The 23,847-nt window shown below is 41.2% G+C and carries 18 protein-coding genes; 15 read left to right on the top strand and 3 right to left on the bottom strand.

All coding sequences use genetic code 11. The annotated features are described in order from the left end of the window. Window positions 1-70 precede the first annotated feature (70 nt). From CWB65_RS11375 to CWB65_RS11365, 3 genes are all read left to right on the top strand, one after another. Window positions 71-697: a methylamine utilization protein gene (locus tag CWB65_RS11375; protein WP_171047585.1), complete on the top strand. Its 627-nt coding sequence runs from the start codon at window positions 71-73 to the stop codon at window positions 695-697. Then, a complete protein-coding gene (locus CWB65_RS11370) occupies window positions 687-1,919 on the top strand; it encodes a hypothetical protein (RefSeq protein WP_138740607.1) in 1,233 nt (410 codons plus the stop codon). The genes CWB65_RS11375 and CWB65_RS11370 overlap by 11 nt, the downstream gene beginning before the upstream one ends. Window positions 1,920-1,988: 69 nt before the next feature. Then, window positions 1,989-3,590, top strand: a complete 1,602-nt coding sequence (locus CWB65_RS11365; protein ID WP_138740606.1) for a methyl-accepting chemotaxis protein — start codon at window positions 1,989-1,991, stop codon at window positions 3,588-3,590. 51 nt (window positions 3,591-3,641) lie between these two features. On the opposite strand, the gene speE is transcribed toward CWB65_RS11365, so the two are convergent. Beyond that, window positions 3,642-4,505 (bottom strand): polyamine aminopropyltransferase, encoded by an 864-nt coding sequence (gene speE / locus CWB65_RS11360; RefSeq protein ID WP_058403599.1) that lies wholly within the window; start codon window positions 4,503-4,505, stop codon window positions 3,642-3,644. Window positions 4,506-4,702: 197 nt separating this feature from the next. On the opposite strand from speE, the gene speA reads away from it, so the two are divergent. Genes speA through CWB65_RS11340 form a run of 4 tightly spaced genes read left to right on the top strand, consistent with a single transcriptional unit; the run spans window position 4,703 to window position 9,717 of the window. Beyond that, on the top strand, window positions 4,703-6,583 hold the full coding sequence (gene speA, locus CWB65_RS11355) for a biosynthetic arginine decarboxylase (RefSeq protein ID WP_138740605.1): 1,881 nt from the start codon (window positions 4,703-4,705) through the stop codon (window positions 6,581-6,583). 57 nt (window positions 6,584-6,640) lie between these two features. Further along, window positions 6,641-7,525, top strand: a complete 885-nt coding sequence (gene yihG / locus CWB65_RS11350) for a 1-acylglycerol-3-phosphate O-acyltransferase, YihG family (protein WP_138740604.1) — start codon at window positions 6,641-6,643, stop codon at window positions 7,523-7,525. Window positions 7,526-7,543: 18 nt separating this feature from the next. Then, window positions 7,544-8,464, top strand: coding sequence for a 1-acylglycerol-3-phosphate O-acyltransferase, YihG family (gene yihG, locus CWB65_RS11345; protein WP_010557733.1), 921 nt, complete (start codon window positions 7,544-7,546; stop codon window positions 8,462-8,464). Continuing rightward, on the top strand, window positions 8,461-9,717 hold the full coding sequence (locus CWB65_RS11340; RefSeq protein WP_138740603.1) for a mechanosensitive ion channel family protein: 1,257 nt from the start codon (window positions 8,461-8,463) through the stop codon (window positions 9,715-9,717). The genes yihG (CWB65_RS11345) and CWB65_RS11340 overlap by 4 nt, the downstream gene beginning before the upstream one ends. Here the strand turns inward: CWB65_RS11340 and chrA are convergent. Next, window positions 9,680-10,834, bottom strand: coding sequence for a chromate efflux transporter (gene chrA, locus CWB65_RS11335; RefSeq protein ID WP_138740613.1), 1,155 nt, complete (start codon window positions 10,832-10,834; stop codon window positions 9,680-9,682). The two genes, CWB65_RS11340 and chrA, sit on opposite strands and share 38 nt — an antisense overlap. A 178-nt stretch (window positions 10,835-11,012) precedes the next feature. Here chrA and CWB65_RS11330 point away from each other — a divergent pair, with 178 nt between their 5' ends. After that, window positions 11,013-11,645, top strand: a complete 633-nt coding sequence (locus CWB65_RS11330) for a YiaD family glycine zipper/OmpA-like lipoprotein (RefSeq protein WP_008129859.1) — start codon at window positions 11,013-11,015, stop codon at window positions 11,643-11,645. Here CWB65_RS11330 and CWB65_RS11325 read toward each other — a convergent pair. Further along, window positions 11,642-13,420 carry an ABC transporter transmembrane domain-containing protein gene (locus CWB65_RS11325; RefSeq protein ID WP_006794215.1) on the bottom strand — a complete coding sequence of 593 codons (1,779 nt, stop codon included), beginning with the start codon at window positions 13,418-13,420 and terminating at the stop codon, window positions 11,642-11,644. The genes CWB65_RS11330 and CWB65_RS11325 overlap by 4 nt on opposite strands. Window positions 13,421-13,508: 88 nt before the next feature. Between CWB65_RS11325 and CWB65_RS11320 the strand changes: the two genes are divergently transcribed. The 7 genes from CWB65_RS11320 to CWB65_RS11290 all read left to right on the top strand — a co-directional run bounded on the left by CWB65_RS11320 (window position 13,509) and on the right by CWB65_RS11290 (window position 23,839). Further along, entirely contained in the window at window positions 13,509-13,907 is a 399-nt protein-coding gene (locus CWB65_RS11320; protein ID WP_006794216.1) for a DUF3224 domain-containing protein, read from the top strand. A 17-nt stretch (window positions 13,908-13,924) separates the two neighbouring features. After that, a complete protein-coding gene (locus CWB65_RS11315) occupies window positions 13,925-14,107 on the top strand; it encodes a DUF4177 domain-containing protein (protein WP_058403592.1) in 183 nt (60 codons plus the stop codon). Then, on the top strand, window positions 14,108-14,725 hold the full coding sequence (locus CWB65_RS11310; protein WP_008129861.1) for a LysE family translocator: 618 nt from the start codon (window positions 14,108-14,110) through the stop codon (window positions 14,723-14,725). A gap of 156 nt (window positions 14,726-14,881) precedes the next feature. Next, window positions 14,882-17,761, top strand: coding sequence for a TonB-dependent receptor (locus tag CWB65_RS11305; RefSeq protein WP_138740602.1), 2,880 nt, complete (start codon window positions 14,882-14,884; stop codon window positions 17,759-17,761). Between the two features lie 22 nt (window positions 17,762-17,783). Further along, window positions 17,784-22,088, top strand: coding sequence for an alpha-1,6-glucosidase domain-containing protein (locus tag CWB65_RS11300; RefSeq protein ID WP_138740601.1), 4,305 nt, complete (start codon window positions 17,784-17,786; stop codon window positions 22,086-22,088). Between the two features lie 337 nt (window positions 22,089-22,425). Beyond that, window positions 22,426-22,971, top strand: coding sequence for a PH domain-containing protein (locus CWB65_RS11295; protein ID WP_008129868.1), 546 nt, complete (start codon window positions 22,426-22,428; stop codon window positions 22,969-22,971). Next, on the top strand, window positions 22,958-23,839 hold the full coding sequence (locus CWB65_RS11290) for a hypothetical protein (RefSeq protein ID WP_249365032.1): 882 nt from the start codon (window positions 22,958-22,960) through the stop codon (window positions 23,837-23,839). The genes CWB65_RS11295 and CWB65_RS11290 overlap by 14 nt, the downstream gene beginning before the upstream one ends. Window positions 23,840-23,847: the final 8 nt, after the last annotated feature.

Raw genomic sequence — 23,847 nt, 5'->3', positions numbered from 1 at the left:
AAATAGAAAGAAATAAGTAATCTAATAGGTCTATACTGTAAATAATTTGAAAAATAAGAATAGTAAGATGATGTTCAAATATTTAACGTTAATTATTGTCATGTTATTAACTTGGCAGGCACAAGCGGTTTCTATCACGGTTAACAATAATAAAAACGAGCCTATGGCTGATGCCGTGGTGTGGCTGACTTCTGAGGTGCTTTCTAGTCAATCCAGCCAAGTAGATATGCTTTATTCTATGGTGCAAAAAGATAGGGAGTTTACACCGCGCATTTTAGTTGTACCACAAAATGCAAAAGTGGAATTTCCAAACGCCGATTCAATTTTGCATCATGTGTATTCGTTTTCTGAGGCAAAAACGTTTGAATTAAAGTTATATAAGGAACAACCCAAGGCGCCATTAGTGTTTGATCAAACCGGTGTTGTTGAGTTGGGATGTAACATTCATGATTGGATGCTTGGTTATATTGTGGTTGTTGATAGCCCTATTTTTGATATTACCGATAACAGCGGACATGTAAATTTAACCGTAGAGCCAGGTGAGTACACCCTTAATGTGTGGCATTCAGGGTTTGGCGATATAAGCCATGTTGAGTCTAAAAAAGTAACCATAGGGCAAGCTCCATTTATATATAAAATTAAACAAGCGATAACTGAGCAGTTTGATTTTGCTACGGATGAATTTGATGATTATTAACCACATGCTTAAATATGCGGTTGTGAGTGGTGTGTTTTTATTTAGCGCGTCAATCAGTGCACAGGTTAAGGGGCTGCTACAAGTGCGTGCAGTTCAAGGTGATGCGCTAAAAAGTTTTCAAGATGGAGGCACCGGCTTATACCGACACGATGCTAAAAACGATGGCGTTTTATTATCGCAAGGTATTATTGACGTGCGCGCCGATTTAGCAACAAGTTGGTCTGCTCATGGGGTGTTAAACGTTAATCAAGACCCTGATGTAGGTTTAGGTTTAACACAAGCCTATTTTACATATAAACCATTAACTAGTAGCGCTTATAAGTGGCATGTACGAGTGGGTGGGTTTTATCCGCTAATGTCGTTAGAGAACCCAGATATTGGCTGGACATCTCCTTACAACTATACCAATTCAGCAATTAATAGTTGGATAGGTGAAGAGCTTAGAACCGTTGGCGCAGAGGTAACAATAAAACGCCCCGCTAAACGTTTTAACAGCCCGCATAGTTTTAGTTTAGTGGGGGCAACATTTAAAGGTAACGACCCTACAGGCACGTTACTATCTTGGCGTGGCTTTGCCATGCACGACAGGCAAACTACATTTAACGAAGGTATTAGGTTTGCACCCGTTGCGGCACTTGATGACTTTTCACTGCGTTGGCAGGCAAATCAGGTTTTACCATTTGAAGAAGTTGATGGGCGCTTTGGTTATTACCTTGGTGCACACTGGGATTATTTAAAACAATCACAATTTAGAGTTTATTATTATGACAATAATGGCGATCCAACTAAACTGAACATTAGCTCAGGACAATATGCATGGCATACACGTTTTACCAGTGCTGCATGGTTATATAAATTTAATAATAAAACGCGTTTTATAACACAGGTACTAAGCGGTAAAACCGAAATGGGGCATAGCAAATTAATAGATAACGACTTTTACAGCCATTATTTAATGCTAAGCCATAAAGAAGGTAAACATAGAATATCGTTGCGGTACGATTACTTTAAAGTAACCGATAACGACACGACGGTATTTGACCCAAATGCAAGCAATGGCGAAGGGGTAACAGCCTCTTGGCGTTACGCGTTTAGCAAACATGGTCAAATTGGTATTGAAGGCTCAGCACTAAAAAGTTTTGTAGACAATAGAGTTGCAATGGGGCTGCAGCAGCGAGCTTCGCAGCAGCAAGTAATGATTAACACGCAATGGAAGTTTTAGGTTTTATCAACCTACTGCAATTTTAGGTTTAATTTGTAAGAGGCGTTTAGGGCCTTGCAGGGTGATAAAATGAATTTGCATAGTATTCGCGTTAAAGTGTCGTTTCCGATAGTTGTTTTAGGACTTGCCATACTCTCGTTAATTGTGGGGTATACCTACTTAATAACCTTACAAAAAAATGCACTTGATGTGCAGTCTGAAAAGTTTATTAAGGCGCTGTCTCTTGCTTTAAACGCAGACCGCGACCTATACCAAGCTAAAGTGGCCGAATTAAATTTAGTAGCTCATTCAAAAAATACAGAAAAGTACCAGGCAGAGCACGAAGAAAATGCAATGCAAGTTACTGATAAACTTAATCAGTATTTATCTTTAATGAAAGATTACCCCAGTATAGCTAAAGAGCTAAATGGCTTTGAAAACGACTTTAATGCTTGGCTTGCAGCGTCAAAAAGCTACATGGCTGATAAAAATAGCCAAGCTAAACAAACGAATTCAGAGCAAGCATTTGCCACTTTAAGGATTAGGCTTGATAAAGCCGGTGAGCTGGCTGAAAAAACCTCTGAGCAAGAAATCATCACGCTTTCATCCAATATCATTTCAACAAAAATGATGATGCTGACAGTGGTTACTATTATTTTAATTGCAGCGAGTTGGTTTAGTTACAGTGTACCTAAACAACTTACTCGCCAAATTAATTATGTAACTAAGCGTATTAGTGATATTGCCTCAGGAGATGGCGATTTAACTGGCCGAATACAAGTAACGTCTAAAGATGAGTTTTCTGACTTAGCCACCGAATTTAATACTTTTTTAGATAATTTACAGCAATTAATACGCGATATATTAGAGCAATCTAAAGAGTTAAATGGTTTAGGTGTTGAGCTTAGCAAAGTGGCTACCCAAAATAACAGTGTAAACCAAGCCTTGGGACAAGCGTCAGAATCTATTGTAAGCGCAGTACATGAAATGAGCACCGCTAGCAAGGAGGTTGCAGGGGTTGCACAGCAGTCATCAAGCGAAGCCGATAATTCGTTAAAACTAGCGCAACAAGGGCTTAGTGCGGTGGCTAATTCTAGTTCGCGAATTACCTCTCTCTCTAGCAACATGGAGCAAGCTATGGCGCGCTCTACTGAGCTACAGCAAAGCTCTGACAACATCGCTAAAGTTTTAGAGGTGATTCGTGCCATAGCAGAACAAACAAACTTATTAGCACTTAATGCAGCAATAGAGGCGGCACGTGCTGGCGAATACGGACGAGGCTTTGCGGTTGTGGCTGACGAAGTAAGGACGCTCGCTACGCGCACACAAGATAGTACCAACGATATTCAACAAATGATTGAGTTGTTTGCATCGAGTGTATCGCAGTCGATTAATGCTATAGGTGAGAGTAAGCAATTTGCAGATGATGCTGTGGAGTCGTTTTCGCAAACTAACGATATACTCAATGCCATGCAAAGTTCATCTACTAAAGTAAACGATATGGCTATGCAAACTGCGCAAGCTACCGAAGAGCAAACAACGGTTTCTGATGAAATAAGCCATAACTTATCGTCACTTAACGATCAAACCTTAGAAGGTGGGTCGCTGGCGCGCACAACGCAAGATGTATCAACTAAAATGGAGCAGCTAACAGATGAGCTTAATCGATTAGTTAATCGGTTTAAGGTTTAATATAACAAAAAGGGAGCCTGTAGAGCTCCCTTTTTGGCGTATTAGCATTTATTATTTTTTATCAAACGCGCGTTTCATAAAGTTAGGTGTTGCTAATGCACCATGGTGAATACCGCTGTTGTAGTATTCACTTTGCTCGGCTATTTGTGCTGCGCCATCTTCTCTGAAGCCGTTAAAGGTTTCAGACTTACGAGCAAGTGTTACCGACCATAAACCGCTTGGGTAAATTGGTTGTGGGAATGGTAATGTTTGTAAATCGTTAAAGCCAACACTTAACATCGCTTCACGCATTTCAACCAGTAGTGGCATATGCATAAGTGGCGATTCACTTTGCTGTACTAAAATACCACCAGGGCGAAGTGCATTTAAGCAGCTTGTGTAAAATGCATGGTTAAATAGACCTTCGCCAGGTCCTACCGGGTCAGTACCATCAACAATAACCACGTCGATAGACTCACTAGCTGCTTCGCGCATGTACTTAATACCATCGTCAAACATAACTGTAGCGCGTGCATCGTTATTAGACTCGCATAGCTCTGGGAAATATTTTAACGACATTTGCGTGACTACTTCGTCTATGTCAATTTGCGTTACGCTTTCTACGCCAGGGTGCTTTAATACTTCACGTAACGTGCCGCAGTCGCCGCCACCAATAATAACCACATTTTTAGGGTTTGGGTGTGCTAAAAGTGCAGGGTGGCTGATCATTTCATGATAAAAAAAGTTTTCGCGGGTTGATACCATGGTACAACCGTCGATGATCATTAAATTACCAAAGTCTGTGGTTTCGAACATTTCTACTTTTTGAAAAGGAGACTGTTTTTCATCTAACTTTTTGTTAATACGTAATGAAAATGCGCTGCCGTCACGGTCGCTAATTTCAGTAAACCACTTACTTTGATCTAAGTTTGCCATAGTTGCTGATACACTTTTTAGGTTGAGGTAAAAAAAGGGCAATTCTGCCAGTGCTTGGCGGTTTGCTCAATGACATTTTAACTGATTTAGCGAATAAAGTTAGTGAGGAGTGAGTGAAAGTTCAATTTTTGTTAGCCTAGGAGATAGCGACGTATTAAAATGCGCCTTTATACCTAATTGACGAAAGAAGAGTTGCCATGACCTGGGGTTTAGAAACAGCACGTGCCACTTATAATGTTGCTCATTGGAGTGATGGCTATTTTGATATTAATGCACAAGGCGAATTGGTTGCCTACCCCGACGGCGATCAAAGCAAAGCTGCAATCTCTTTAACCGATTTAACTGAGCAATTTAAACAGCAAGGGTTAACACTGCCTGTTTTAGTGCGCTTTACCGACATTTTAAAAAATCGTGTCGATACGCTTACTAATGCTTTTACTAAAGCGCGCAGCAGTCGTGAGTACAATGGTAAATACACCTGTGTTTATCCTATCAAAGTAAATCAGCAGCGCTCTGTTGTTAGTAAATTATTGGCGCACCCAAGCGGGTTAGTTGGCCTTGAAGCGGGCTCAAAACCAGAGTTAATGGCTATTTTAGGTGTGGCAAAAGAGCCAATCACTATTGTATGTAATGGCTATAAAGACAGTGAGTTTTTACGTTTAGCGTGCATTGGCCAAGCTATGGGGCACAGCGTAAAAATAGTAGTAGAAAAGCTATCTGAGCTAACCACTTTACTTGAAGAAATCGATAATTTGGGTATTGAACCTGCAATAGGTATTCGTATACGCTTAAATTCGGTGGGTAAAGGTAAGTGGCAAAATACCGGTGGCGAAAAAGGTAAGTTTGGTTTAACTGCAGGGCAAGTATTAAGTGCGGTAGAAGTGCTTAAAAAACACAATAAATTACACTTGATGCAAATGGTGCATTTTCATATTGGCTCTCAAATTGCCAATATACGTGATATACACCGCGCACTTCGTGAATGTGCGCGTCACTTTGCAGAATTAACACAGCTAGGTGTGCCGCTCAATACCGTAGATGTTGGGGGCGGTTTAGGCGTTGATTATGAAGGCTCGGGCTCTCGTAGTGCATGCTCAATGAACTACACAGTGGAAGAGTATGCTCGTAATGTAGTCAATGCGTTTGCTGAGGTGTGCGACCAACACGATTTAACCCATCCGGCTATTATTACAGAATCAGGCCGTGCTTTAACCGCGCATCATGCGGTACTCATCACCGATGTGATTGACGTTGAAAAAGCACCCAATCATTTAAATCCAGAACCACCGCTTGAAAACAGCGTGTTAGTGCTTGATGAAATGTGGCAATGCTTACAGCGTTTGAATCCGCGTATGGCGCTAGAAATTTACCACGATGCGATGCACTTATTTAGCGAAGCTCACGATCAGTACGTACATGGTTTAGTAAGCATGTTAGAGTGGGCGAAAATAGAGCAGCTTTATTTTACTATTTTACACCGCGTGCGTGCATCGCTTAGCAATAACGCCCGCGCACACCGAGAAGTACTTGACGATTTAAATGAAAAATTAGCCGATAAACTGTTTGTTAATTTTTCACTTTTTCAGTCGTTACCAGATGTGTGGGGCATACAGCAGTTGTTTCCGGTTATGCCAATCGAAAACTTAACGCAACCACTTACTCAGCGCGCCATAATCCAAGATATTACTTGTGACTCGGATGGGCAAATACGCGAATACGTTGAAGGTGCAGGTATTGAAACAAGTTTACCAATCCCCGAATATAAGCATGGCGAACAATACCACCTTGCTATGTTTATGGTGGGCGCGTATCAAGAAATATTAGGCGATTTACATAACCTATTTGGCGACACCGATTCAGTGCATGTTGAGCTAAACGACGACGGCTATGTATTAACCAATGCCATAAAAGGTGATAGCGTTAAGGATGTATTAAAGTTTGTTGATTACGATAGCGCTATTTTAGCTGAAAATTTTGCTTATCAAATTAATAAACTAGATGCCTCAGAGCAGTGTAAAGCAAGTTACCTGGCTGAACTTAATGCAGGGCTTGAAGGCTACACCTATTTTGAAGATTAATTTTTAAGTATAAAAGCGCAGTGTTTGCTGCTGCGCACCGTTAAAGGAATAGAAGTAATGTCAGTTATTCGTAGTGTTTTTAGTCTTATTTTTTATGCATTAAACACACTTTTTTGGTTTATACCTATTTTTATATGTGGCTTGTTAAAGCTTATTCCTATTAAACCATTACAAAAGTTATTGAGCTGGATTGCTAAACAGTGCGCCACTATTTGGGTGTCGTTTAATACCTTAAACCAGCGGCTGTTTACACCAACAAAACTTAACGTGACGGGCTTGGATTCTCTGAAACTAAAAGATTGGTATTTGGTGATTGCCAATCATCAAAGCTGGGTTGATATTTTAGTATTGCAGCGCGTATTTAATCGCAAAATTCCGTTTTTAAATTTCTTTTTAAAGAAAGAGCTTATTTATGTGCCTATTTTGGGCTTATGTTGGTGGGCGCTCGACTTTCCATTTATGACGCGCACGAGCAAAAGTCAGCTTAAAAAGAACCCTAAATTACGTGGCAAAGACTTAGAAACAACACGTAAAGCCTGCGAAAAATTTAAAGAAATGCCTGTGACGGTAGTTAACTTTGTTGAAGGTACGCGCTTTACACAAAGTAAACATGCAAAACAGCAAAGCCCATTTCCGCATTTATTAAAACCAAAAGCCGGTGGTATTGCCTTTGTTATGCAAGCAATGGGTGAGCAAATTTCTCAAGTAGTGAATGTTACCTTGCATTACCCTGACGGTATTCCTACGTTTATGGATTTTGCTGGCGGAAAAGTAAAAAATATTAATGTACACGTGAATGTCATGCCGGTAAGTGATGAGTTAATTGGTGATTACACGGGTGATTCTGAATTTAGAGTTCGTTTTCAAAGCGAGTTAAATCGTTTATGGGAAGAAAAAGAACAAACGTTGCAATCACTTGACGCCCCAACAAGTACAAAATAACACGGTGAGCTTACAGTTATGCTAAAAAAATGGTTACCAAATTGGCTAAACGGCCTAATTGTAGGCTGCGTATTATTTACTAACCTTATAATTTTTGGCGTGTTGGTATTACTTTTGGGATTAGTGAAACTATTACTGCCTATTCATGCTGTTAATCGTTTATTACATAGCGCTTATCGGGGATGGTGTAATGGTAATCGATTAGGTTTATGGCTAGGTTGCCCAGACATTAAAATTGATGTGAAAGGTGATTTAAATTCAAAAAGTTGGTACTTACTAATTTGTAACCATATGAGTTGGTTAGATATTACGGTGCTTAGCTCTATGCATGCGTTACCCGCTCCTAAGTTTTTTTTAAAAGACGATTTAAAATACGTGCCATTTATTGGCACAGGTGCGTGGGCGATGGGAATGCCATTTATGAAACGTGTAAGCAAAGCGCAAATAGCTCAAAACCCAAAGCTTAAAGGGTTAGACATAGAGCGTACCAAAAACAGCTGTCGTAACTTTCGTAACCATCCAACAACTATTATCAACTTTGTTGAAGGAACGCGTTATACACCCGCTAAACACGCACAACAGCAAAGCCCGTTTAAGCATTTACTAAAACCAAAAGCAGGTGGAATTGCATTTGCACTTGAGGTACTTGGAACCCAGTTTGATGCTATGTTAAATACCAGTTTGGTCTATAGCGGTAAGTCAGATCATGTGTGCCGCAACTTATTAAAAGGTGAGCTAGACTCTATTCACGTATCAATTGATGTAATGGCTATTACCGACACTATGTTAGGTAGTTACCAAACAGATGAAGCGTTCAAAGCTAACTTTCAACAGTATGTGAACGACTTATGGGTTGCAAAAGATAAGCAATTGGCAGGTATTTATGCTCAGCAAGCTATGCCAGATGCACAAATTAGTAAGGAAGCCAAAACACTATGACCAACACCCATATACAAGAGCTAATTGCCCCTTGGTTTGAAAACGTCCCCGACGCTGCTTTTTTTAGTGCACTAACGGCTACCGCCATTGGCATTTGTTCGTTATTTGTTGTGTATTTATTTACTCGCAGGCTTATGCTGCCAGGTATTCAAAAGGTGGTTACTAAGTTATCACCTGAGCGTATTGGCGCGCTTTCTCCAATGTTAACTAAGCTTAATAAGCGTATTGCTGGGCTACTGTGTTGTGTACTGTTTTTAGCCACCTTCGATAGTGTATATCCGGTTGGTGAGTTAGCGGCTGAAATACTTAAAACCATAGGCCAAGCTTTATTAATTATTTATACCGGTTTTATTATCAGCAGTATTGTAAGTCTTGCGGCTGCTATTTATAACCAATTAGACTTTGCTCGAGAAGTCCCCATTCAGGGCCTTGTGCAAGTTGTAAAGCTAATTACCTTTATTGTTTGTGGCATTTTAATTGTTAGTATTGTGCTTGAAAAATCACCAACGTATATTCTTTCGGGTTTTGGTGCGATTGCCGCCGTCACTTTATTAGTATTTAAAGATACGATTTTAGGGTTTGTTGCCAGTATACAAATTGCGGCTAACCGATTAGTTACTTATGGTGATTGGATACAAGTTGATAATTATGGCGCCGATGGTGAGGTAATAGACTTAGGCTTAAACACGGTAAAAGTACGTAACTGGGATAACACTATTACGACTATTCCTACGTACATGCTGGTGGCAGGCTCGTTTAAAAACTGGCGTGGTATGCAGGAGTCGGGTGGAAGGCGGATTAAGCGCTCACTCAATATTGATATGAACAGCATTTGCTTAGTAAACGACGAGTTTAGAGCGCAAATAGACGCCGCTATTCCGCTGCACGAGTATATTCGTGTATCGGCATTGCCAGAGCCTGTGTCTAATTTAGGGCTGTTTCGTCGTTATGCCGAAGGGTATTTAAAGCAGCATAGTAAAATAAACTCTTCGCTTACTTTAATGGTGCGGGAGCTTCAACCTTTAAACCACGGTTTACCTATTGAGTTTTACTGCTTTAGTGAAGATAAGCGCTGGATTTCTTACGAACATTTGCAAGCCGAAATAATGGATCACTTACTTGCCGTGCTGCCTATTTTTGGATTGCGCGCTTATCAAAGTGTGAGTGGGCAGTTAAGCCCACCAACCAATGCAGGGCAAACTGAAAAGCCCAGTATTAAAGTGCCCAATAATGCTGTGCAAGACCCACACTAATAAATAATATTAATAGCCACCAAATAGGTGGCTTTTTAAGTCGTAGCCATGCAAAAGCTACAACAACTAACCCAATATGTAACCAGCTGTGCACTGCCGATGTCCAAATAGGTGAGTATAAAGCTGCGGCCAAAAAGCCCACAACGGCGGCATTAAGTGCGGCAATTGAACTAGCAAAACGCGGTTTATTAGCCAAGTTAAGCCAGCTTTTTTGAAATGCTAACATCAATAAAAAGCCGGGTGCAAAAATTAATAACGTAGCAACCAGTGCGCCAAATAAAGGCTGCGCAGTATTAAGTTGTGCACCTAAATAAGTAGCAATAGTAAACATAGGGCCAGGGATTGCTTGAGCGCTGGCATAAGCACTTAAAAATTGGTCATCACTCAGCGCAGGTACACCAGCTTGCAGTACGGGTAATACAACGTGCCCACCACCAAACACCATAGCGCCTGCTTGGTAAAAAGGCGCAAATAATGCAAATTCTTTTCCAAGCGGGGCAAAGCTAATAGCCAGTAATAATGCAAATAAGCTCAGAGCAACCCAGTTAATATTACTTTTTGTATCGGTATTCGTATTTTGATTTGCCTCGCCTAATTTTAATAAAGGCCATATAGCACCAATAGTTGCAGCAATAACTAAAACTGCAATTTGCGTGCTTAACACGGGCAGTAGAACAAGCGCTAAGGTGCTAAATAGCGTAAGTAACTTAAGCACCGCACTTGTGCAAAAGCTTTTAGCCATAGACAGTGTGGCATCAGCTACGATGACCACGGCAAATAGTTTCAAACCTGCAATAATCGCATAGTAAACGGCATCAAATTGGTGTGCACTAATGGCCAGTATCACCATAATTAAAAAAGATGGCAGCGTAAAACCAACAAATGCGGTAATACCACCTAATATCCCTGCGCGTTCAACGCCAATAGCAAAGCTCACTTGGCTCGAACCAGGTCCCGGCAACGCTTGGCTTAAACTAATTAATTGCGCGTAGCGTGTGTTAGTGATCCAATTTAGTGTATCTACAAAGTGGCGCTTAAAATAGCCTAAGTGTGCCGCTGGACCACCAAAGCTCATGCAGCCAAGTAAAAAAAACTGTCTAAAAATAGCAATCAGCATTGCGCTTTTATCCTTTTTTGAATTCATTAAATTGTCACAAAGGAATATGACATATTTATTAAAACTCAATTTTGTAGGGTTAATAACAAAATTATAAGGTGATTGTTACGCACTTCATAGTTTGTTCATACAGGTAATTACATACTGTTGTTAAATTCTAAATGAATAGGACATCATCATGACATTATCAAAATCACTTTTAAGCGTTACAGTGGTAGCCGTATTACTTTCAGGTTGCGAAATGAATAACACCGGCAAAGGCGCAGCAATTGGTGCAGCTGCTGGTGGCGTGTTAGGTAAAGCAACGGGTAACCACAAAGACAAGCGTATATTTATTGGTGCTGCTATTGGCGCATTAGCAGGTGCTGCTGTAGGTGACTACATGGATAAGCAAGAAGAAGCGTTTCGTGATGAACTAGCAGGTTCGGGTGTTGAGGTGGTACGCGAAGGCGATAACTTGCGCTTGGTTATGCCCTCTAATATTACGTTTGCAACCGACCAATCATACATTTCAACAGGGTTTAACGATACGCTAAACGCCATTGCTAAAGTTATGAATAAGTATGAAAAAACCTACCTAAGCGTAGAAGGGCATACAGATAGCACAGGGCAAGATAGCTACAATATGAACTTATCGCGCGAGCGTGCTCAAAGTGTAAAAGCTTACTTAGCCAACCAAGACATTATGGCAGCGCGTATTAGCACTAGCGGCTTTGGTGAAACACGCCCAATTGCCACTAACGATACTGCAAATGGCCGTGCTCAAAACCGCCGTGTAGAAATTCAAATAGTGCCAAACACAGAGGGTTAATCCTTATTAAACTGTAATTCACACAGCTTTTGATACAACGGGTTACTTGCGACTAATTCTTGGTGAGTGCCCGTTGCAATAATTTCTCCATTTTCCATGACTACAATCATATCTGCGTGGATAACTGTTGCTAGCCTATGCGCAATTATAAGCGTGGTTCTATTTTGCATTAAGTGCTCAAGCGCGGCTTGAACATGGTGCTCGCTTTGCGCATCGAGTGCGCTGGTTGCTTCATCAAGAAGGAGTATTTCAGGGTCTTTTAAAATAGCCCTAGCAAGTACAATACGCTGCTTTTGCCCACCGGATAACCTAACGCCTTGCTCGCCTAAAAAGCTGTTGTAACCTTGTGGTAATTGTTTAATAAATTCATCGGCATGAGCATGTTTTGCAGCAGCGTATACTTGTTCATCAGTGGCGTTTGGATTGCCGTAACGAATGTTATGCATTACATCTGAGCTAAATAAAATAGGGTTTTGTGCCACCATGCCCATTTTATCGCGCAGAGTGTTTAAAGAGAGCGACTTAATATCAATATCGTGAAATTTTATTGCGCCACTAGCTGGGTCGTAAAAGCGCTGTAGTAGCTCAAATAAGGTTGTTTTACCTGCGCCAGATGGGCCAACAATAGCGACTGTTTGACCTTGCGAAATGCTTAAGCTTATTTTGTTAAGTGCACTGACATCCGGGCGAGAGGGATAATTAAAGCTGATATTTTCAAGCGAGATTGCAGGTAAACTTGCGTTATTTTGTAGCTGAGCGTCTTGCGGGTTTTCAGGATTTTCAATTTCACTTTTTACCGCAAGTAATTCAAGTAAGCGGGCGGCTGCGCCTGCCGCTCTTTGCAATTCGCCGTACACTTCTGCAACCGTTGCCACCGACATTGCCACCATAATAGCGTAAAACACAAACGCACCCAGTTCACCCCCGGTCATAGTGCCTGCCAGTACATCACTGCCGCCAACCCAAAGCATTGCGCTAATGGCACTAAAGGTTAAAAATATTACAGCGGCAATTAAAAACGAGCGCTGTTTAATGCGGCTTTTGGCAACGTTGAAGGCTTTTTCGGTTTCAAGTGCAAAAGCATGTTGCTCTTGTGTTTCGTGGCTATAGCTTTGTACCACTTTAATATTTTGAATGATCTCGCCGGCATAGGTGCTTATATCGGCAATGGCGTCTTGACTCGAGCTTGCAAGTTTACGCACCTTTTTGCCAAATACCATCATCGGCACTAATACCAGCGGCACACACGCAACCACTACGAGCGTAAGCTTTAAGTTGGTAATTAATAACATTACCAAACCGCCAACCAGCATTAATGCGCTACGCAGCGCCATAGAAAACGATGAGCCAATAATTGATTGCAGCAAAGTGGTGTCGGTTGTTAAACGCGACATAAGCTCGCCACTGCGGTTTTCTTCAAAGTAGCTAGGGTGCAAAGTAACAATGCGATTAAACACGGCTTTACGAATATCGTTACTCACTCGCTCACCAATCCACGACATTAGATAAAAGCGGCTAAAGGTGCCTACAGCCAATAAGCTAATTAAACCAATAAGTACCAATACAGCTTGTTGAAGTTGCGCTTGAGAGCCCGCAATAAAGCCATGATCTATAACAAACTTAACCCCTTGGCCTAACGATAAATTAACGCCAGCCGTTACTAATAAAGCGCCAAGGGCTGCTATAACCATCCATTTATAGGGTTTTATAAATGCAAAAATAGGCAATAAACTGCTAAAGGCAGCTTTTTCAGTTGCGGGGGTACTGTTTGGCATAGTGGATTCTTTTTATAAGTTGAGGTATAGATATGGCATCATTGGATTAAAAATCAATAGCTTTAAAAATCATCAATAAGGAATTGTTATGACAAGCAACATAGTAACAGGCCAATTTACGGTGGCATTAGCCCCACTAGATGGCTATGCCAAAGGACAAAACGGCATTAATTTAGGGCGTATGTCGATTGATAAAACATTTACAGGCAAGCTTAATGCTTCTAGCCAAGGCGAAATGTTAAGCGCTATGACACCTGTGCAAGGCAGTGCTGGTTATGTAGCAATAGAGCAAGTAATAGGCGAACTTGAAGGCAAAAAAGGCAGTTTTGTATTACAACATTTTGGCACTATGGATAAAGGCCAAGACAGCCTAATTTTAACTGTAATTTCCGACTCAGGCACTGATGAGCTAGAAGGATTAGCTGGCAGTATGAAAATACGCATTGAAAACGGTGTACATTACTACGATTTTCAATACACGTTATAAGATACACAGGGATTTAAATGCAAAAAGTAATCGAATTTAGAAAGACCCGCTTTATGGGTGGGGTAGATATAGCCGCACTGAATGATCGCATACAGGAATTAAATCAAGATGGCTGGAAAGTAATTAGCGCAGTGCCAATAACCGGTTTTTATGGGCAAGTGCATGGTTATACATTATTTATTGAAATTGACGAGCTGTAAATGACTCTTTCTATGTGGTTAGGCCTAGTGGCTATTTGTATGATGGGCGCAATGTCGCCGGGTCCAAGCCTTGCGGTTGTATTAAAGCATTCGCTCAACGGCAGTATGAAAAATGGCATGCTAGCGGCGCTAAGTCATGGTATTGGAGTGGGATTATATGCGGGAGCCTCATTACTTGGCTTGGGTGCGTTAATGCTACAGTTTCCTACTGTGTATCAGGTGTTAGTGTATTTAGGCGCTGCCTATTTAGCTTACTTAGGAATTAAAATTTTATTGTCTAAACCCAACAATGATGAACTTAAAATACAAAATAGCGAAGTGAGTAGCATTAAAGCATTACAAGATGGGTTTGCCATTGCCTTTTTAAATCCCAAACTTGCTATTTTCTTTTTAGCCTTGTTTTCACAGTTTATTGATCCAGAAAATCTTACCCTAAGCATTGCAATGGTGATGTGTTTAACTGTATTTGTGATTGATACCGGTTGGTACTTACTTGTTGCCGCCCTAACAGAGTTTTCTAAAAACCGTTTTGGGTTTACTAAACACAATCCATGGTTAGACAAAGTACTGGGTTTTATATTTGTTGCCTTAGCCATTAGGGTGGTAGTGAGTATTTAAGCTATTGCTAGCTAAATTGCTCAAAATAGCTGCAGCCTAAGCAGGCTATACTGCATACGTATTCATCACAAAATATTCACCTTTTGGTTACAATTTGTTGGTTGTGTTTTTACTGCACTGACACACCACACAAAACAATAACCAAAAGGCACACACATGCAAAAGTTTAAATTAAATGCGCTCATGCTGGCATTATTTGCCGCCAATAGTGCTATTGCAGCTACTGAAGAACCACCTGAGGAGACGAGCAAAACCGCTCAAGTTCAAACCGATGTAGAAGTGATTGAAGTGCGCGGCTTTAGTCGCAGCTTAATTCAATCGCTTAACCAAAAGCGATTTAGCGATACGGTGTCAGAACAAATTTCTGCTGATGACCTAGGCGCATTACCTGATATTTCAATGGCCGATGCACTGACTCGTTTACCGGGTATTTCAGCTGTGCGTACTGGTGGGCAGGCTGCACAAATTAATATACGCGGGCTGTCGGGCGGCTTTGTTTTTTCAACACTTAACGGTCGTGAGCAGGTATCTACAAGTGGTAGCCGCAGTATTGAGTTTGACCAATACCCATCAGAATTAATTAGCTCTGCGGCGGTATATAAATCGCCAAAGGCATCGCTTATAGAAGGTGGTGTGGCAGGTACGGTAGAGCTTGAAACAGCCAGCCCACTCAATAATGATCAAAAGCATAAATTTGTAGCTAATGTGCGCGGTATGTATAACGACCGTGCATCTGAGGTATCGGATGCCACTGAGTTTGGTGACCGAATTAGCTTTTCGTATCAAGGTAAATATTTAGACGATACATTAGGTGTAGCACTGGGGTTTGCGCGTTTATTTCAGCCAAGTGTAGCAACACAGTTTATTGGCCTTGCTTACAACGATAGAAAAGATGTTGATGGCGTACCAAACGACACAAATGGCCCCATAGATAGCCCAGAAAGTGAATACATTAGCGAGGGCTTTGAGCTACAGCATTTAGGCGGTGAAGAAACCCGTAATGGCTATTTGGCTGCCATAGAGTGGGCACCGGTAGATAATTTTAAATTAAAAGGTGATGCGTTTTTATCGCGCTTTGATAAAGAGTCATTTGCCCGCGGTTTTAGGGTTAAATTAGGCGGCCCATCTGCAGCATACGCAAATGCGCAACTTGATGGCAATGCTGTAATTGGTGCTGCGGTTAATCGTACTTCGAAAAGTTATACCCGTGTTGAAATAGTGAATGACGACAACCAAGATTTTGACGAAGTAGACAGCTTTGGCGTTAATGCCGATTGGCAAGTAACCGATAGACTAAATGTTAATGCTGATGTAGCGCTTTCTCGCGCAAAAAGTAATTTTAGAAACGGTTTGTTGTGGAGCTTAGTGGCTGAAGATGCCAATGCAGAAACGCCGGTATTTGATAGCAACGTTGCAATTAACTATCAGTTAAATGGGTTAAATTTACCTGACGTTGGGTTTAATCAGGCGGCCGCCTTTAGCGATATAGACCGAGTAATGGTCAGTAAATATGGTATTTACCCTGATCAAACCGAAGATGAAGTAACGGCATTTAGACTCGATTTTAAATACGAGCTAGAAAGCGATATTTTTAGCTCAGTAGAATTTGGTGCACGCTATTCAGATAGAGAATACAGCCGAAAGCGCTCGGTGTTTGAGTACGGTAACGACGGGGCATTTTCAACAACGCAGCCCCCTTTGCGTTTAACCGACGATATGGCATCAGTGGTTGATTGGCAGGGCGACTTTAGTTATTTCCCATCGTATTTAGCCATTGATTTAGATAAAGCACTTAATGCATGGTTTCCAGATGGCACGCCAGAACCCGTTCAAACATGGGGCAACGCCGATGGCGTAGACGACGCGCAAGGTTACACAACTAACTATTCGTGGTCAGTGTTACAAAGCGGTTCAGTGTTTGAAGATGTGCTAGCCGCGTACGTGATGGTAAACATTAACACGCAAATTGCAGGCCTTGACCTATCAGGTAATGTGGGTGTGCGCCGTATCGAAACCGACCAATCAGCAACCGTACTTGAAAACGTAGCAGGCGATGCGCGCTTAGGTGCGCAAAATATTGTTGATGAGAATGGCATTGTTAATGACTTATACGCGCCTAATGTATTAGGCACTAAATATACAGATTACCTGCCTTCGCTAAATTTAAACCTGCAACTTAACGACAATTCACTTGTACGCTTTGCTGCGGCTAAAGTCATGTCGCGTGCGCCAATTAACCGCTTAGCGGGCGATGCCAGCGCAAACGTAAGTGACGATGGTGTTATTAACGGTTCAAGTAACAATAACCCATTTTTAAAACCCTTTTATGCTGACCAGTACGACTTATCTTACGAATATTATTTTGAAGAAGGTAACGGCACTGTTGCTGCGGCGTTATTTTATAAAAATATAGACTCGTTTGTTGAAATCTTATCAATCGAAAACTTCGACTTTAAAGGCAATGGCTTTAACGTTCCTGACTCTATAGAAGATCCGGTCAGTGGTGAGCAAGTTGCTACAACAAACGGTATTTACACCACGGCAGTTAATAATGGCGAAGGTGGCTACATTAGAGGGCTAGAGCTTGCCTATACGCAAGTGTTTACCTTTTTACCAGAGCCATTTAATGGCTTAGGCGCTAATGCAAGTTACTCATACACCGAAAGTGAAATTGAATCGATCACCAGTTTAGGGGGCGATACTCTCGTTCAATCTTTACCTGGATTATCTAATAATGTGCTTAATGCTACGTTATTTTATGCTTTAGACGATTTTGAAACGCGCCTTAATGTACGTTACCGCGATGAGTTTGTATCAGAGCAGGTTGCCATTAACGAACAAGTGGTCAATTTTGATGCTGAAACAGTCATCGATTTTCAAACGTCTTATCGCTTTAGCGATTCACTCACCATGCTTTTGCAAGTTAATAACTTAACCGATGAACCAACCCAAAGTTACTTTGGCTCAGAGCAGCGAACAGGGACTACTCAGTACTTTGGTCGTCAGTTTTATCTTGGTTTTACATACAGTCATTAATTAGCAAACGGAGCGTTTAAAAATGAAAATTATAACAATGTCTAAATATTTGCTAATAGCCTTAGGGTTAATGATATTAGCAGGATGTGGTGGGACAGATGAAGTTGAGTCGGGGCAGCAGCTTTTAACCTGTAATGTGCCACAAGTACCAAACGAAGCAGGCTCGCAATGTGTGGACCCTGAGCCTATAACGTGTGCAGCGCCTACTGTACCGGATGATAAAAACGAAAGCTGTGTAGTGGGCGCCGACCCAACATTGCCTGATCCTATTGTATTTGCTGGTGAAGGTGAGGCAGTTTTATTTTATAACCGTTTAGCCGACGATAACTACGAAGGTTACCGATTACATTCGTGGAATAACGATGTGTGTGATGCTTACGCACCTCCGTTTGACACGAGCGATTGGGCTAACGGCCATGAATACGATGGGATTGACCCAAACTACGGTGCCTACTGGATAATTGACCTCAAAGAAGGATATAACGAGTGTGCTAACTTTATTGTGCACATTGGCACAGAAGGATCGGGTAAAGCGTTTGGTGATGTTGATTTAACCATGCCGCTTATGCAAGACGATGAAAAGTTTCAGCGTATGAACTTTACCATTCATGGTGAGCCTTCGGTGTTTGAATACCCTATTTTAAGCTTGGGCGAACGTCCGGTGGCGATAGATGGTGCATCAGCACATTGGATTGATTTAAATACAGTATTGTATAAGCCAAGTAATGAGCTTACACAAATCATTAAGTTACATTCTTCAGCAGCCGCTGACTTGGTGGTTGATTTAGACACTGGGCTAAATGGTGAAACCGTTGAGCTGACTGCAAGCGAGTTAACTGATGAGCAAGCTGCAAAAGTACCACACTTAACGGATTGGACTGCTTATGAAGGTAGTTGGGATGCAGACGCTGCAAAGCAGCTTATAAAGCAACAGCTTGTTGTTGCAGGCTACGATGCCGATGGCAAGCTACTAGAAGCAACCTTTGTACAAACCGCTAAAGCACTCGATGCCCTTTACACACAAGGCGAAGACGATGCTAACGAGGCATTACTTGGCGTAAATTATGGCAATAACACGATTGATGTAACTGTGTGGGCACCCACCGCGAATAACATGGTGCTAAACGTGTTTGATGATGCAAAAACACAAGTGCACTCCACGCCAATGACATTAAATACACAGACAGGTATTTGGCAAGTAAGTTTAGATACGCAATATGACCGCCATTACTATCGCTTTAATTTTGATGTTTACCACCCACTGACTCAGCAAATAGAGTCGCTATGGAGTACCGACCCTTACTCACTCAATGTATCTGCTAATGGCTTATACAGCCAGCTGATTAATTTAGCCGATGAAGACACTAAACCAGAAGGCTGGGATGAGCGTATCGTACCTACGATTACTAACCCAGAAGATGCGGTTATTTATGAAGGCCATGTACGTGATTTTAGTGTGCGTGATCAGTCAGTAAGCGAAGCAAACCGTGGTAAATACCTTGCATTCACTGAACTTGAAAGCGTGCCAATGCAGCACCTTAAGCAATTAGCAGATAAAGGCTTAACACACTTTCATTTACTGCCAGTGACTGATATTGGCACCATTGAAGAAGATGCTTCACAGCGTGTGGAAATTACAGACACCTTAGGTAAATTATGTGAGCGTATTAACGATGAAGCTGATGCATGTAAAATCGAAGATAAAAACAGCGCCATTGTCGATATTATGCAAAGTTACCTACCTGGCTCAGACGATGCACAAGCATTAGCCAGTGCGATGCGTGATTTAGATGGCTTTAACTGGGGTTATGATCCTCATCATTTTATTGCGCCTGAAGGCTCGTATGCATCAAGCAGCGATGGCATTGCTCGCGTAGTTGAGACACGCGCTATGGTGCAATCACTGCAAGAAGTAGGACTTCGTGTTGTACTGGATGTGGTTTATAACCACACAACATCATCGGGTATTTGGGATAAGTCGGTATTCGATAAGCTAGTACCAGGTTACTACCACCGCTATAGCGAAGTAAGTGGTGAAATAGAGCGCTCAACCTGTTGTGAAAACACAGCTACAGAGCATGTAATGATGGATAAGTTTGTTACTGATTCAATGGTTATTTTAGCGCGTGAATTTGGCTACGACAGTTTTAGATTTGATGTAATGGGGCATATGCCTAAATCATCAATATTAGCTGCGCGTGAAGCCGTGCAAGCCGTTGACCCTGATAACTATTTTTACGGTGAGGGCTGGGATTTTGGTGAAGTAGCCAACAATCGTTTATTCACACAAGCTAAACAAGCTGATATGGCAGGCTCAGAGGTAGGCACATTTAACGACCGTATTCGCGAAGCCGTGCGTGGTGGTGCAATGTTTAGCAATAACCCGACAGATGGCAACCTAGCCGAACAAGACACGTTACGGTTATCGCTGGCGGGCAACTTACAAAATTACATTTTAAAAGACTTTAAAGGTAATTCATCTAAAGGTAATAGCTTTACTTGGAACACTCAACCAACGGCGTATGCACTTGACCCAGCGGATAGCATTCATTACGTATCAAAACACGATAACGAAACGCTGTGGGATCAGTTGCAATACAAACATGCATCAAGCATGAGTATTGAGCAACGTGTGCGCGCGCACAATGTGGCATTGTCGATTCCACTTATGAGCCAAGGCATCCCATTTATGCAATTGGGCGCTGATTTACTGCGTTCTAAGTCAATGGACCGTGATAGCTATAATGCCGGTGATTGGTTTAATGCTGTTGATTTAACCAAAGAGAATAATAACTGGAACATTGGTTTACCTAACGCAGAGAAGAACCAAGAAAAATGGTCTGAAATTATGCCTATCTCTGCTAATGCAGATGCACAGGCAATGCCGCAAGACATAGCTTATGCAGGTGATGTATTTCAAGAATTCTTGGCTATCCGCAGCGCAAGCCCGTTATTTAGATTAACAACTGAACAAGATGTTATCGACCGTGTCGGATTTCACAATGTGGGTAAAAACCAGCAGCACGGCTTAATTGTAATGAGCATTGATGATGGTGAAGAACTCACAGACTTAGACCCAGCACTTGATGCGCTTGTTGTGATAATTAACGCAACCGAGCAAACTCTTAGCCATACTATTGCCACTGCAGCGGGTTTTGAATTACATGACGTATTAAAAAACAGTGTTGATGCAAGCATGGCCAGCGCCAATTTTGCCGAAGGCGATAACGAAGGCACATTCACTGTACCGCCTTATACGTTAGCTGTTTTTGCTAAAAACCAAGGTGAGAGCCAAGGTACTGGTTTAAGTGCAAATGCAACCGTAGGCGCACCTGATGTAGTACCTTATGGCAGCAACGCTGTGTTTGTTCGTGGTACGTTAAACGACTGGGGCACACGTGATGCATTTGAATATATTGGCGAAGGTGAATACCGTATAGCAATTGCACTCAGTGCTGGCGATTACGAATTTAAAATTGCCTCAGAAGATTGGTCTACGGTTGATTTTGGTGCGCTTTCTGATGCCGATAAAGACGTTGTAGAAAACCAAAGTGAGCCACTAACGCGCTCAGGTGCCAACATGATCTTTAATGCAGCCATTGATGCAACTTATGTATTTTCGCTTGATGCTTCAAACCCTGAAAATCCAACGCTTACTTTATTCAACGAAGAGCCATTTGTAGGCACCGCTATTTATGTGCGCGGTACGCTTAATGATTGGGGAGTAACCGATGAGCTGAGCTATCAAGGCAAAGGCATTTACACCTTTACTAAAACACTGAGCGCTGCAAGCTATGAATTTAAAATAGCGTCAGAAGATTGGAGCACGGTTGATTATGGCTCTGGCGAGGGGGATGCAAGTGTGATGATAGGCACAGCAGAGCAGTTATCGGTTGCGGGCGCAAATATGACCTTAGATATTGCCGAGCAAGGTGAATACCAGTTTGTATTTGATGCCAGTGATTTAAATAATGTAACGCTCAAAGTACTTAACGCTGAAATGTTTGCACAAACACCGGTGTTTATTCGCGGCAGTTTAAATGGATGGGGAACAGACAACCCACTGATGTACGAGGGTAATGCGGTTTACTCTACATCCATAGAGTTAGAAGCGGGCGACTATGAATTTAAAGTAGCGTCTGAAGATTGGAGTACCGTTGATTATGGCGGAGCAGGTGATGCACCTGTAGCCACCATTGGTGAACTTACTTCACTCGAAGCTATAGGTGCCAATATAGCACTGAATATTACCGAACAAGGTACTTACACCTTTAAGGTAATAGGTCCAGATAGAGAAAATGTGAGCATACTTATAAACAAACAGTAGCAGTTATATTTTCCCAGACCTAAGCCGAGCATAATCCTGCTCGGCTTTTTTAATGCCTCACTAATACATAATTAAAAGCATATTAAAAACGGGTGTTAACCCATGGTATTCGCGTTCTAATGCAAAAATAAACTTTATGTAAAGTGAAGCCAGTTCAGAACTGAGGTGGAAGATATTTTTTGTTTAAAGGGGGGGGTTATAAAAGGAAGTGTGACAATTTATTTCAGTGTAATAAGTTAAATTGCATTAAAGTTACTGTTCACGTAACTTAAGTAACTAAAGGCGTAAAAACGACCTAGTACAGGGTATACGCTCTCATTAAATTAAGGATAAATTTATGAATAACCACGTTTTAAAAAGCGCAACTTTCGACCCCAAAGTGCAGCAATACTGGATGTTAATGGCCACTTTTTTTAGTGTACTAGCACTGGTGACGATTCCGTTGTTACCTATTGTTTTGGCGATTGTGTGGCTAGTGGGAGGGCGAATATTGGCGGCTATGTCGGCACAATTACTCACGCAAAAACTCGTTGTAAAACGCGGCGTGTTTTTTAAAGAAGAAAAATCGATACCACTTGAAAAAATAACCGATGTAGGCCTAAGTCAAGGCCCAATAATGCGCATGTTTGGACTGTATCGTTTAAGTTTTGAAACAGCAGGGCAGTCTGGCCACGGTGCATTAGTGTCATTACTTGGTGTTGAAAATGCCAGTGAATTCAGAGAAGCCATACTTGAGCAAAAAGATAACTTAACTGCAAACACACCAGCAAAATCATCAAATGAAGAAACCCCGCAAAGCCAAGTAGAGCTAATACGTACACTTACCTATAGCGTAAAAAACATAGAGAATATGCTTGTTACGCTACTTGATGAAAAAAAATAGCTTTTGCTACACAAAAAATCACTTACTAAGGAACTTAAAAAATATGCTGAGATATGGACTGTTTTTATTTTTATTGATTAATTCGGCTACGATTAAAGCCAGTGGCATGCCACCTTATTTTAATGAGGATATAGACGCAGAATATAGAGCATTGCTAAAGCATGCTGGAGATATATTACCTAAAAGTGATTTACCTCTCGCGTATCTGCCGTTATTTTATCCTTTTAGTTTTCTTGATATTCACCCAACTAAGTTTAAAAGTGATAAAGATAAACAAGCGTTTGCAAACTTTAATTTAGGTGTTTTGGGTCGTAATTTTTTAAGTATAAATAAGGCACAACTCTCCAATTTACCTAACGTTACGATATGTAAAAAGCAAGCCTGCAAAGAAGAACGGTTAGGCTTAATTAACGACTTTTTAAAAGTAACGATGAATGAGCTTATTAAATTCAATCAGTCAAAAGATCTAAATCTTATTCAGCAAACAGACATGTTTGTTTATCGAATAAATAATACATTTTTCACGCCAGCTCAACTTGTTACTTATTATCCTTCTAAGTATGCGGGATTTGTTCCGTCAGCTAATTATAAAGTTTTTGAGTTAGGTGAAAACGAAGAGTTAATGACGTTATCAGCAGAAACTAAGCAAGTTAGGGAGTTAATGAATGCTTATAATGTTGCTGCTATCACTAAAAATGATGACAAGAGCATGAGCATAATTTTTGGAGGGGTGAGTGATAACCATTGGGGTGTCGTTGTTAATTACAGTTCAAGAATACCAACTCAGGGTGAGTATAACCACATGGGCTTAGAGTATGACATTATTGAAAAAATAACAGAAACGCGCTTTTATTTTCAAACAAATTAAGCCCAACT

This window comes from Pseudoalteromonas sp. S554, from assembly GCF_005930865.1.
Lineage (GTDB): Bacteria > Pseudomonadota > Gammaproteobacteria > Enterobacterales > Alteromonadaceae > Pseudoalteromonas > Pseudoalteromonas marina.
Note: the sequence above shows the minus strand (reverse complement) of the source record. Positions and strands in the feature narration are given on the sequence as shown.